The organism is Candidatus Aminicenantes bacterium (assembly GCA_026393855.1).
Classification (GTDB): Bacteria; Acidobacteriota; Aminicenantia; order Aminicenantales; family UBA4085; genus UBA4085.
Window position 1 is genome coordinate 1 of sequence record JAPKZJ010000017.1, and the last position, 11976, is coordinate 11976.

The following is an 11976-nucleotide window of genomic DNA, read 5'->3' on the forward strand; positions in this document are numbered from 1 at the left end:
CGGTTTTGTCCGGCAGGACGTCGTCCACGGCCAGAACGTCGGCCGAGTGGACTTGGTGGAGAAGGACGGGCCGCATGCCGTTCGCCTCGGCCAGGTCGGCCAGGTCCGCTTCGTCGAACCGGCGGGTTCCGAAGCCATGGACAAGCCAGGGGATCGCGAGGAGACCGGGGTCGGTCGTGAAGACGTCCATCAGGATCGGATTATAGTCGACATGGAAGTGCCGCGAAAGAAGGGCTTCTCCTGTCGTCGCGAGGGCGGCGGCGAAACGCCGCCCGTGGCGATCTCTTTTTTTTATTACGAGGTTGCCGCGCTCCCTCCGATCGCTCGCAATGACGGATGGGTAGGTTGTCATCCCGAGCACTCCCTATAGCATTCATAGTCATCCCGAGGAGCGCTTTTTAGCGCGACGTGGGGATCTAAGAGAGGTTGCCACGCGAAACGCTCGCAATGACGGATTGATCCAAAGCGTCTTTTTTGCCACATCCGACGCTGCGTCGTCCTCGTCACGACCAGCGCTTCGCCTGTCGTCGCGAGGATCACTCTGCTAAAATACCCCGCGGGAGGATTGCCCCATGCGTTTCGTCTCCAGGTTCAGCCTCGCCGCCGCCCTCGTCGCCGTGATCGCCGCCGCCGCCGTCTCCCCATCGGAACGGCCGCGCCTCCGCGAGCTCGGAATCAAAACCGGGATTCTCGAGCCCGGCCCTCTTAACGCCATTACCGACGTGGACGGAATCGCCGTCGGACAAGTGACGCTGATCGAAGGACCGGATGTCCGCACGGGTGTCACGGCTATCCTCCCCCACGACGGCAACGTTTTCCAGGACAAGGTCCCGGCCGCGATCCACGTCGCCAACGGGTTCGGCAAGCTGACCGGGTCGACCCAGGTGGCCGAGCTGGGCGAGATCGAGACCCCGATCGTCCTGACCAATACCTTGAGCGTCCCGACAGCGGCCGACGCCGTCATCGGCTATATCCTCGGTCTTCCCGGCAACGAGGCCGTGCAATCGGTCAATCCCGTCGTCGGTGAAACCAATGACGGATTCCTTAACGACATTCGGGCCCGCCGGGTGACGAAGGAGCACGTTCTGGCCGCCATCCGCAACGCCAAGGGCGGCCCGGTCGAGGAAGGGGCCGTCGGCGCCGGCACGGGCACGATCTGCTATGGGTTCAAAGGCGGGATCGGGACTTCCTCGCGTCGGCTCGAAGCCAAGGCCGGCGGCTGGACGGTGGGCGTGCTGGTGCAGACGAATCACGGCGGCGTCTTTCAGATCGCGGGCCGACCCTTCGCCGACGGCCTCCGGGCGCCCGCGGCCCTCGACCCTCCGGCCGAAGGGTCCTGCATGATCGTGGTCGCGACCGACGCCCCCCTCGACGCACGCAACCTGGGCCGCCTGGCCCGGCGGGCCCTGCTCGGCATCGCCCGGACGGGCGGATATTACGCCAACGGCAGCGGCGACTACGCCATCGCCTTCTCGACCGCTAAGGAGGTCCGCATCCCGTATCGGGCGGCCGGGCCGACCCAGACAGTCACGGTCCTGCGCAACGACGCCGTCTCGCAATTGTTCCTGGCCGCGGCCGAAGCCGCCGAGGAGGCGATCCTGAATTCGTTGTGCAAGGCCGTCCGGGTCGAAGGCCGCGCAGGCCACTCCGCCGATCCCCTGCCGCTCGACAAGCTGAAAAAAGAATAGGGGGATGGGCTTTTGTCATCCCGAGCCCTCCCCTTTGGGGAGGACATGAAGCATGGAGCGCAAAAGCTTCAATTGTCATCCCGAGCACTCGCGGTGCGAGTGCGTGGGGATCTCGAATAGGTTGCCGCGCTCCCTTCGGTCGCTCGCAATGACGGATTGATAGAGAGCATTTTCTTTGCCACGCGAAACGCTCGCAATGACAACAGAACGCGGATCAGCGCTTCAGGACGGCGATGTCCAGGACGGGATTGACTTCGTGCCACTGGCGGCCGGCCTGGGCGTCGTAACGGGCCACCCCATAAACGCGGACCATCCAGACGTCCCGGACATAGCCCTCGGTGGCGACGTGGGGATGGGTGTTGATGGGCAGCTCGGAGATATCCAGCGTCTTGAAAAGGCTGAAATCGAGGCCGGTACTAACAGGCGCGACTTCATTCCGTCGGCCGAAGAGGGCGTCGCGGTTGAAGAAGGCCAGAAGGGCCGCCTGGCCTATCACAACCGCGATAAGAAGATAGACGGCGCGCGGGGTCGAGAGGGCCAGAGACCAGCGCAGACGCCGTCCGGCCCAACGTCGATCGGCCGCCATCCCGCGTTCCGCCCCGGCGGCGAAGGCCGAATCGAAAGCCGACGGATCCGGCATGCGTTCACCCCCACGGGAGGCCAAGCACCCAGCCAAGTCGTGCCCGGCTTTCAAGCGGGCGAACGCGGACCGGCAAGGCCCACATCCGGCCAAATGCGCTTCCAATCGCCGGGCCTCACCCGGCGGAAGCCCGCCCTCCAGGTAAGGCAGGAATTTTCTTCGCCCGCGCCGTTGCCAGCATATCATCGCCATATCTCCTTGCCCGGGTCGCCCTTCATATCAGCCGCCGGAACGGACCCAGCCGTTCGCCGAGCTCGGCCAGCGCCCGGTTCAGCCGCGAAGCCACGGTCCCCGGGGCGCAGCCGAGGGCACGGCTGATCTCGCCGTAGGAAAGCCCTTCCACGTATTTAAGGACAATGACGTCCCGCATCTTCAGGGGGAGCTGCATGACCGCCCGCTTCAAAATCAGGTCCCGGCCCAAGCGCGTTTCCGGGCCTGCGGCCGCCGGCCGCGGATCGATCTCGTCGCGGCTACCGAGAATCGCTTCCAACGGCAGGTGCGGCGCTCTCCGCCGGCGCCTTTGGTTCAGGCACTCGTTGCGGGCGATCCGATAGATCCAGGTGAACAAGCCGGATTGGAAGCGGAAGCCGGCCAGGCCGCGGAAGACTTTAAAAAAAACGGCTTGAAGCGCGTCCTGGGCCTGCAGGGGATCGCCGAGCGAATAAAGAAGGATGGTCCAAACGCGATCCCGGTAAGCCTCATAGAGAGCCCTGATCGCATCGGCATCGCCCGCCTGGGCAGCCTGGATGAGCGTCCGTTCTCGCCCGCTTTCGCCCGCGCCGAAATCCGCGGCAGCCGCCCCCCCGCCCGGTCCGGCGAAAGAACCGCGCTTGTCGGCCAGGCAGCCTTCCGCCGCGACGGACCAGACGCAATCGGAGCTTGGCGTTCGTTTCTTGTTCAGCACGCGGATCGGACTCCTCGCGGAAAAAAGCGGGCCTCCCGGCCGCAGCGAAATATATGCCCCCGCTCCGACGGCTGTCAAGAAAACGCAGGGTGCTCGCCCGCGAACAGCGGCGGGCCATGGAAGAAATCCGCCGCGGCCCGTGTCTAATTTTCAATGAGGAGAATTTTTATGCCAAAATCGCCGTCCCTCATCCGCCGACATACCCCCATCGCCCTCATTCTGATCGCCCTGCTGGCCGTCGCCTCTTTCGGTGCGCCGGTCGAGGACAAGGCCGCGGCCAAGAAGCCGACCGCCGCGCAAGCCCAGGAAAAGGAGAAGACGGCCGCCGAGCGTATCCAGGAGAAGATCGAGATCACGGTCACCGCGACGCGGGTCGAGATCCCCCTCAAGCAGAACCCGGCCGCCACGACGGTGGTCGAGACGCCGCTTCTCAAGGCCATGCCGCGCGCCATTGCCATCGACGAAGCCCTCAAGCTTGTCCCCGGCGTCAAGGTCGACAACCAGGCCGACGGCGAGCGCGTCCATCTGTCCATCCGCGGCCAGGGCATCCTGACCGAGCGCGGCACGCGCGGCATCAAGGCCATCGTCGACGGCATCCCGCTCAACGACCCCTCGGGCTTCGTCTCCGACTTCTTCGATATCGACTGGGCCACCATCCACCGCATGGAGATCCTGCGCGGGCCGGCCGCCGCCTTCTACGGCAGCGGCTCCTCGGGCGGCATCATCAACATCCTGACCGACGACGGCGGCCAAGCCCCGATCGCGGCCGACGCCTACCTGGCGGGCGGCTCGTTCGGCTTCGTCAAGGGACTGGTCCAGGTCGGCGGAACGACCGGCGCGTTGAACTATCGCGTCTCCGGATCCTACGCCTCGAGCCAAGGCTACCGCGACCATACCGATTTTTCGGCCGACAATTTCTACGGCAAGTTCAAGATCGCCGTTTCGCCGACCGTCAAGCTGACCGCGGTCCTCGGCTATACGGATTTCTACAACGGCAACGCCGAAGGCCTGAATCTGGCCTGGTTCAGCGCCGATCCGAGCTCCCGCCGCAAGCTGGCCAACCCGGACGCCTATTCCCTGGCCGAGTACAAGAAGACGCCCGCCTGGTATCAGGATATGTTCGGCGTCAATCGCGTTCCCGGGAATGAATCCCAACGAACCGCCCGCTTCACCAGCGGCGTCACCGGCCAGATCGCCCTGGCCGCCAACCTGGACCTGGCCCTGACCGCCTATTACCGGCACACCAAATACACCGAGGCCGTGCCCTCTTCGGTCATCCACCGCGGCTACGACACGCCGGGCGCCTCCCTCCAGATCAACCACACGGCGGGCGGGGAAGCGTTCAAGAACCATTTTAGCGCCGGCGCGGACTTCGGCTGGCAGACGATCGATTCCCTGCTCCATCCCAACCTTGGTGACGCCGTGGAAGGAAGCGGCATCCTGGCCGATCAGACCATGACCCAATCCTCGGCCGGCCTGTTTCTCCTGGACCGGGTCGAGCTCGGCCCGCAGTGGGGGGTCATGCTCAGCCTGCGATACGACAATGTCACTTGCAAGGTCGACGACCACGTCGGAGCCCTCTCCGGCGACAATGCCTATAAAAAAGCCACCGGGCGGCTCGGCCTGACCTGGAACCCGGCCGACGACTTCGGCCTCTACGCCAGCTGGGGAACCGGCTTCCTCCCGCCCGGCACGGAGGAGTTGTCCAATAACCCTAACGCTTTCGGCGGTTTCAACAGAGACCTCAAGCCGGCGACGTCGGCGGGCGAAGAGATCGGGGCCCGCGGCTCCATCGGCGGCGCGATCGCCTACGACGTGGCCCTCTTCCATCTGGCCACCGACAACGACTTCGGCCGCTACCGGATCAGCTCGCGCCCGCTGGAGACTTTTTACGGCAACGTCGGTTCGACCACCCGCTACGGCTTGGAAGCGTCGCTGTCCTGGTATCCGATTGATCCCCTGGCTCTGCGCCTGGCCTATACCTACAGCCGCTTCAAATACGACTCCGTCCAGACGCTCGACGCGTTCGCCGTCTACGAAGGCACGTGGATGCCCAACTCGCCCGAGCGCCAGCTCTATCTCGACGCCGAGCTCAAGATAACACCCGCGCTGACAGCGGGTGCCGCGCTGGAGTATGTCAGTTCCTGGTACATCGACTCGACGAACCGGGTCTATTCGTTCGACCCGGTCCTCTACCCCGGCGTCTTATACGGCCGGACCGATCCCTACGGACTCGTCCATGTCCGGCTGGGCTACAAGTTCGAGATCGGGAGGAATCCGTTCGAGCTGCTCCTCTCCGGCCGGAACATCTTCGGCGTCGAGTACTACGGCTTCACCGAGCCCGATCCGGACGGCAACTCCTACCAGCCCGCGGCCACGGCCGAGTGGTCTATCGGCTTGCGGGTCGGCCTCGGCAAGAAATAGGGGTACAGTATACGTAAATCCCTATTTCAAAGAATTGGGATACGGGCTCGGCAGCCTTCGTTGTTTATGAATTGACAAGAGCAGCATGTGTAGATCCCTATTTCAGCTGGTTGGGGAACGCCCCCGATCGAAAAGAATTGGGATTTACGTATACTGTACCCCTATTTATGATTATCATGACCGGCAGCTCACACGCCTCCCCGATTGACTTTAAGCCGCAAATTCGTATAATTCCCCTACTTCCCAATCGGGAGGAGGTGAATTAATTGGCTTTTGTCCTTATTGACGAAGGTGAATCGCTGGAGAGCGCACTGAAGCGCTTCAAGCGCAAAGTGCAGCAGGAAGCGATCATCAAGGAGATCAAGAAGCATTCCGTGTACTTCAAGCCTGGCGAGAAGAAGCGTATGAAAGAAGCCCAGGCCCGGAAGCGGATGCGGCGCCGGATGAAGCGCGAAAAAGACCTCGAATATTGACGAATCATCCTCCCGAATCCATCCCGTCTCCACGCAAACCCGACTGGTTGAAGGTCAAGTTCCCCTCGCAGGATGACTATTTCTCTGTCTCCGCCCTCCTGCAAAAGCATGGGTTGAACACCATCTGCCGCAGCGCCCAGTGCCCCAACCGGGCCGAGTGCTGGACCGAGCGGACGGCGACATTCCTCATCCTGGGGGATGTCTGCACCCGGAACTGCGCCTTCTGCGCCGTGACCAAAGGCGCGCCGGTCTCCCCCGAACCCGACGAGCCCGAGCGAGTCGCCGAGGCGGCGGCCTCGCTGGGGCTTCGTTACGTCGTCGTGACCTCGGTCACCCGGGACGACCTGCCCGACGGCGGGGCGGCCCATTTCGCCCGCGTCATCGGGGCGCTGCGGGCCCGCATCCCCGGGGTCCGGGTCGAAACCCTCATTCCCGACTTCGCCGGCTTCGAGGCGCCGCTTCGCGCCGTCCTCGAAGCCGGGCCCGACGTCCTGGCCCACAACCTGGAGACGGTCGAGCCCTTCTACGCCCGGATCGGGCGGCCGGCCGCGAACTATCGCCGGTCGCTGGAAGTCCTCCGCCTGGCCAAATCTCTGGGCCCGGCCGCCGTCAAATCGGGCCTCATGATCGGCCTGGGCGAGACCGAGGACGAGCTGCGGCGGGCGCTGGCCGCGCTTCGTGAAACCGGCTGCGACCTTCTGACCATCGGCCAGTATCTGCGCCCCTCCAAAAGCCACGCCCCCGTGGCCCGCTATTACACGCCCGACGACTTCGAGCGCTTGCGCCGCGAGGCCCTCGGCCTCGGCTTTGCCGGCGTCGAGTCGGGGCCCCTCGTCCGCAGCTCGTTCCACGCCCACAAGCTCCACGCCGAGCTGGCCGGCGCGCGGAGGGAGGCCTGATGCGCGTCCTCGTCTTCAGCGATATCCACGGCAATCTCGAGGCCTTGGCCGCCGTCCTGCGGCTGGCCGAAAAAAAGAAGATCGACCACTATGTCTGCCTGGGCGACCTGGTCGGCTACGGCGCCTCGCCCAACGAGGTCGTCCGGATCATCCGCCGGCTGAAGCCCCTGTCCCTCATCCGCGGCAATCACGACAAGGCCGTCTGCAGCCGGGAGTCGATCGACGCCTTCAACCCCATCGCCGCGGCGGCCATCCGCTGGACCCGCAAGGTGGTGACCAAAACCAGCCACGACTTCCTCCACGCCCTGCCGCAGGGCCCGCAGACCGTCGACGGCCTCTTCACCATCTGCCACGGTGCCCCCTTCGACGAAGACTTCTACATCTTCGGCGAGTACGACGCCGACGAAGCCTTTGGCTATATCAAGACGCCGATCGGATTCTTCGGCCACACCCACTTCCCTTTCGTCTATGTCCTGCGCGACGGCAGCCTCGTCGGCACCCACATGGACGGCGGCGAGATCAAGCTGGAGGAAGGATCGGCCTACTTGATCAACCCGGGCTCGGTCGGACAGCCCCGCGACCGCAACCCCAAAGCCGCCTGCCTCGTCTACGACACCGACCACAAGACGGTCCGCTTCCACCGCTTGGAATACGACATTGCCTCCTGCCAGAAGCGGATCCGCAAGGCCGAGCTCCCCGCCGCCCTGGCCGACCGGCTGGCCTCCGGGCTCTGACGCTCTCCGTCGCCGCCGCCCTCGCCGCCCTCCTTGACACCCCTCGCGGCCCCCGGTATCGTAGCCTGCGAGGCCCCGCACAACCCATGCCGATTTTGGAAGCCCGCCGCCTGGTCAAGAGCTTCGGCCGCCGCACGGTCGTCAAGGGGGTGGATATCCGGCTCGAGTCCGGCCAGATTGTCGGGTTTCTCGGCCGCAACGGGGCCGGCAAGACGACCATCTTCCAGATGATCGTCGGCCTGCTCCGCCCCGACGAAGGCGAGATCCGGCTCGATGATGAAAACATCTCGAATTGGCCGACGGACAAGCGGGCGGCCGCGGGCGTCACTTACCTGCCCCAAGAAAACTCGATCTTCCTGAAGACGACCGTGGCTGGGAACCTGCGGATGGCGCTGGAGCTCCTGCCTTACACCAAGTCCGAGCGCGGCCCTGCGGCCCGAGAGCTGCTCGAAGAGTTCGGCCTAACCGGACTGGCGGCCCAGCCCGCCCACAGCCTGTCGGGGGGGGAGCGCCGCCGGCTGGAAATCGCCCGGGCCCTGACCCTGCGGCCCAAGTTTGTCATCCTGGACGAGCCCTTCACCGGAATCGATCCCCTGACCGTCCTCGAGATCCAGCGAATCCTTCTCCGCCTCAAAGACAAAGGCATCGGCATCCTCATCTCCGACCACAACGTCCGGGACACCTTCAAAATCTCGGACCGAACCCTGATCATCGACCAGGGCGAAGTTCTGGTCGAGGGAGCGCCCGCGATGGTCGCGGCCGACGCGGCGGCGCGGGAGCGTTTTTTGGGGACGGCCTTCGCCTTCGGCGAAGAGCGGCGGCTTCAGGACTTGCGGGAGGCCATACGGTCCCCCAGCGTCTCGCCCAAGAAGAACAGGAACAGGAATAAGTAGCTGCCCAGCAAGGCGGCCAGGAGCACGCCGGACGCAACCGGCGAGGCTTCGATCAGATCGGGCAGGGCGATGCCCAAAAGTTTGGCCGCCAGCCAGAGCGTCAGCGCCCAGACGGCGCCGATGAACGCCACATCGAAGAGCAGGGCCGCGGTCTTGCGGAAAAATCCCAGCCGCCGGCGCGGGGCCGGCTCCTCCTTGTCGAGCTCGGCCGTGGCCGGCGAGGCTTCCGCCGGGCGAAGCTTCATTTCACCGAAGATCGTTTCGGGCGGCGTCTCGTTCTCGTCCCGGTCCTTGAAGATCTCCTCCCGGGTGATGCGCTCGGGAATGCCCATGCGGGTCGGCTCGGGCGGCGGGGTCGGCGTCAAGGTCGAGGGCACCGGCATGCCGAGGGGCGTGCGGGCCAGGACTTCGTTCTGGAAATCCATGGTGTCGCCGGGGACAAAGCTCGCGGGCGGCGCGAAGATCTTGTCTTCGTCCTCGCCTTCTTCCGCCTCCTCGCGGAGAGGCTTATCGAGCCGGTGGCCGGAGCCGTAGCCGTCCTCTTCGGGCGCCGTATCGGGAACGCGGGGGATCGCGATCTCGCCGGTGTCGAACTTCGAAGTCGCGGGCTTGCTCAAGAGCTCGGCCCAAGCGGAGCCGAGCTCCACGGGCTCTTTGACCGGCCTCAAGCCGGCCGGCTCCGGCGGAAACGCGGGCTCCCCGGCGTCGTCGACGGCACCGGTCTTCTTGCGCTCCTTCTCCTCAAGCACGGCGATGAGCTTGTCGATCTCTTCCTTGGTGTCCTGCTTGGCGTCCGGCTTGATCTTGGCGGGCGTCGGCTTTTTGGCGGCCCGCGACGCGCCTCGCCGGGAGGACTTGGCCGGCGGCTCGGACTCGATCGGCGGAGTGGGCGGAGCGACGCGGGATGTCTTGGGCTTGGCCCCGTCCGGGAAATGCCCGCTTCCTTCCAGAACCTCTTCCAGGTCGATCTCCTGGAGATCGGCCTCCTCCTTGGCCATCAGGCGATTGTCGGGCTCGTCGTCTTCGTCGGCGCTGATTTCCTTAAAATCCTCGTCGACGATCTTCTCGCCCTTGATGGGCTCTTCGTCCTGGTCGTCCGTCGGGAAAAGCAACTGGGTGCCGCAGTTGTTGCAGTATTTCTGCGATTCGTCGATGATCGCTTTGCAGTAGGGGCAGCGTCGGATGGCCATTGACTTAAATATAAAGGGATACCGCTTGGAAAGTCAATAAAATCGAGGGGTCCCGCCCAGAAGCCACGGGCAGGCGGCCACTTTCTTCAGCGCTTCGCCGTAGAGCCCGATCGCCGTGGGCCAGGCCACGCCGGCGAGGATCTCCGGCGTCTTGGAAGGAAGGGGGCGGGCCGGGACGAACACGGGGGCGGCGGGCGGGGCGTTAACGCCTCGCAGTGGGATGCGCAGCGCGCGGCCGGCCCGGATGAGCGTGCCGGACAAGCCGTTGGTCTGTTGGATGGCCCGCACGCTCGAGCCATAGCGCGCGGCGATGAGGCCGAGCGATTCGCCGGACCGGACAAGATGGGGCACGGTGAAGACGGGCGGCTTGATCTTGTCGAGCTGAACAAGGAACGGATAAACCCGACGGCCGAGCTCCTGCGCCACCCGGTTGTAGAATCGAACGTGATAATGGGTCCGGTGACCCACCACGTGGATGATGAGCGCCTTGGCCGATCCTTTGCCGACCTGGAAGACGCGGTCGAGCCAGTCTTTGTCCTCCCCGATCTTGAGAGCGTAGGCGTAGAGCAGACGCTGGACCCGGATGTCGAGAAGGATCGTCTCGATGTCCGTGCGCAGAAGGAGGGCGCGGACAAAAACCCAGTTGCGGGGCAAGTCCATATTGGCCGCCGTGCCCGGGACATACCAGGAGGAATAGCCGCTTTTATAATAAAACCCGAAGTCGACGTCGCGGCCGGCCTGATGGGTGGCGTGCCGCTTCATGCGGCCGCCCTTCTCGGTGCTGATATCGCCGATGCTGATCGCCGGCGTCGCGGGGAATAGCTCGTGGACGGTGGCGACGGCGGTCCGGATGAAATTCACCGTCTCCGAAGTGGCGTAGGCGCCGTTGGGGTCGATCAGCGTCCAGCCCGGCTCCGCGGTCAAGAGCAAAGGGTTGATCAGAATGCCGCCGCCGGGGGCGCCGATGGACATCGAGCCGAGCGAGGCGGCGTCGGACTCGACCCGCCTGAACAGCTCCTCGGAAGGCAGCTCGAGGAGGAAGGCAGATGGGGCGGCGGGCGCATCGACGGCGGCCACGGCCGTCCCGGCGGGAGGGACGGGCGGGGCGGCCGGAAGGCGATCGAGCGCGGCCCGGGCCAAGCCCAGCCAACAGCTCGCCGCGAGCCAGAGGGTCAGCATTTCGCGTCCATGCCCAACCATTCTAGCCGATACGGGGCATCGGTCAAGGGAAAACGTCGGGCGGGTGCAATGGGAGCCCGCCATTCGACACGGCGAAATTGACTTTCCTAAAAGTTTCAGTTACTAATACTCCAAAGTTTGATTGGGATAGAGGAGGTAGCCATGAAAGGTTTCGCCGTTGTCGTATTGGCCGGATTGCTTTTATTTACAGGCTGCAGCAAGTCCACGCCCTCGGACAACTACAACCTGACCGGAAACTGGTCGGGGAACATCCGGTTCTCCACGCTGGGCATCTCGGCGACCGTCAATTACACCTTTACTCAAGCCGGAACGGCGGTCACCGGGACGTTCACCATCGACACGGGCCGCAACGGCACGTTCAGCGGCACGCTCTCCGGATCGACCCTGAGCGGTACGATGACGTTCCAGGACGCCTGCACCGGAACCGCGTCCGTGAGCGGCACGGTTAAGAGCAGCACCTCCATCGATGGGAACGGAACGGCCAACGATTGCAAGGGGACCAACACGTTCACGTTCTCCATCGGCAAGAGCTGAGCGTCGATTCGGTTCCCGGCCGGGGAAGGAAAGGGATGAGTGTCCCTCCTCTATCCGCCGTTTGGACGGGGGCGCGAGCGCTTGAAGACCGAGTGAAGAAATGGTATCCTTCCGCCGCATTTTGCCCTTGAATCCATGCCCCGGGTTGGGCATTTAGAGGCAAAATGGAAGCGGCTGGAATATTCAGTCGCTGATATTTTAATTTTTCGAGTCGTCACGAAGTGGGCGATTAACTCAGCGGCCAGAGTACTACCTTCACACGGTAGGAGTCACTGGTTCAAATCCAGTATCGCCCACCACACCTCTCCAAAGCCGCCGCCAAATCCCCCCTTGTTTAAGGGGGGCCGGGGGGATAATACCTATAAAAAAACCGGGGGCGGCTTTGGCAATTTCGCTG

General features: G+C 64.3%; 12 protein-coding genes and 1 tRNA gene. 8 read left to right on the forward strand and 5 right to left on the reverse strand.

What is annotated here, in order from left to right; all coding sequences use genetic code 11:
• Positions 1-352 (reverse strand): hypothetical protein (locus NTZ26_02380; protein MCX6559340.1); only part of this gene is annotated, 352 nt, incomplete at its 3' end.
• Positions 353-572: 220 nt separating this feature from the next.
• Here NTZ26_02380 and NTZ26_02385 point away from each other — a divergent pair.
• The gene (locus tag NTZ26_02385; GenBank protein ID MCX6559341.1) at positions 573-1688 is read left to right on the forward strand and encodes a P1 family peptidase; all 1116 of its coding nucleotides are present in this window, start codon (positions 573-575) and stop codon (positions 1686-1688) included.
• A gap of 214 nt (positions 1689-1902) precedes the next feature.
• On the opposite strand, the gene NTZ26_02390 is transcribed toward NTZ26_02385, so the two are convergent.
• Together NTZ26_02390 and NTZ26_02395 are read right to left on the reverse strand one after the other, a co-directional pair.
• A complete protein-coding gene (locus NTZ26_02390; protein ID MCX6559342.1) occupies positions 1903-2328 on the reverse strand; it encodes a hypothetical protein in 426 nt (141 codons plus the stop codon).
• Positions 2329-2542: 214 nt separating this feature from the next.
• Positions 2543-3232, reverse strand: a complete 690-nt coding sequence (locus tag NTZ26_02395) for an RNA polymerase sigma factor (GenBank protein ID MCX6559343.1) — start codon at positions 3230-3232, stop codon at positions 2543-2545.
• Positions 3233-3400: 168 nt separating this feature from the next.
• Here NTZ26_02395 and NTZ26_02400 point away from each other — a divergent pair, with 168 nt between their 5' ends.
• The 5 genes from NTZ26_02400 to lptB all read left to right on the forward strand — a co-directional run bounded on the left by NTZ26_02400 (position 3401) and on the right by lptB (position 8655).
• Positions 3401-5656: a TonB-dependent receptor gene (locus tag NTZ26_02400; protein MCX6559344.1), complete on the forward strand. Its 2256-nt coding sequence runs from the start codon at positions 3401-3403 to the stop codon at positions 5654-5656.
• Positions 5657-5922: 266 nt separating this feature from the next.
• A complete protein-coding gene (gene rpsU, locus NTZ26_02405) occupies positions 5923-6129 on the forward strand; it encodes a 30S ribosomal protein S21 (GenBank protein MCX6559345.1) in 207 nt (68 codons plus the stop codon).
• The gene (lipA, locus tag NTZ26_02410; protein ID MCX6559346.1) at positions 6126-7028 is read left to right on the forward strand and encodes a lipoyl synthase; all 903 of its coding nucleotides are present in this window, start codon (positions 6126-6128) and stop codon (positions 7026-7028) included. Before rpsU ends, lipA begins: the two co-directional genes overlap by 4 nt.
• Entirely contained in the window at positions 7028-7762 is a 735-nt protein-coding gene (locus NTZ26_02415) for a metallophosphoesterase family protein (protein ID MCX6559347.1), read from the forward strand. The genes lipA and NTZ26_02415 overlap by 1 nt, the downstream gene beginning before the upstream one ends.
• 86 nt (positions 7763-7848) lie before the next feature.
• The gene (gene lptB, locus NTZ26_02420; GenBank protein MCX6559348.1) at positions 7849-8655 is read left to right on the forward strand and encodes an LPS export ABC transporter ATP-binding protein; all 807 of its coding nucleotides are present in this window, start codon (positions 7849-7851) and stop codon (positions 8653-8655) included.
• Here the strand turns inward: lptB and NTZ26_02425 are convergent.
• Together NTZ26_02425 and NTZ26_02430 are read right to left on the reverse strand one after the other, a co-directional pair.
• Positions 8586-9845 (reverse strand): zinc ribbon domain-containing protein, encoded by a 1260-nt coding sequence (locus NTZ26_02425; protein MCX6559349.1) that lies wholly within the window; start codon positions 9843-9845, stop codon positions 8586-8588. The genes lptB and NTZ26_02425 overlap by 70 nt on opposite strands.
• Before the next feature lie 33 nt (positions 9846-9878).
• Positions 9879-11024 carry a penicillin-insensitive murein endopeptidase gene (locus tag NTZ26_02430; GenBank protein MCX6559350.1) on the reverse strand — a complete coding sequence of 382 codons (1146 nt, stop codon included), beginning with the start codon at positions 11022-11024 and terminating at the stop codon, positions 9879-9881.
• Between the two features lie 162 nt (positions 11025-11186).
• Here NTZ26_02430 and NTZ26_02435 point away from each other — a divergent pair, with 162 nt between their 5' ends.
• Both NTZ26_02435 and NTZ26_02440 read left to right on the forward strand, forming a co-directional pair.
• Positions 11187-11579, forward strand: a complete 393-nt coding sequence (locus NTZ26_02435) for a hypothetical protein (GenBank protein ID MCX6559351.1) — start codon at positions 11187-11189, stop codon at positions 11577-11579.
• A 223-nt stretch (positions 11580-11802) separates the two neighbouring features.
• Positions 11803-11878: transfer RNA gene (locus NTZ26_02440), tRNA-Val, on the forward strand.
• Positions 11879-11976 lie beyond the last annotated feature (98 nt).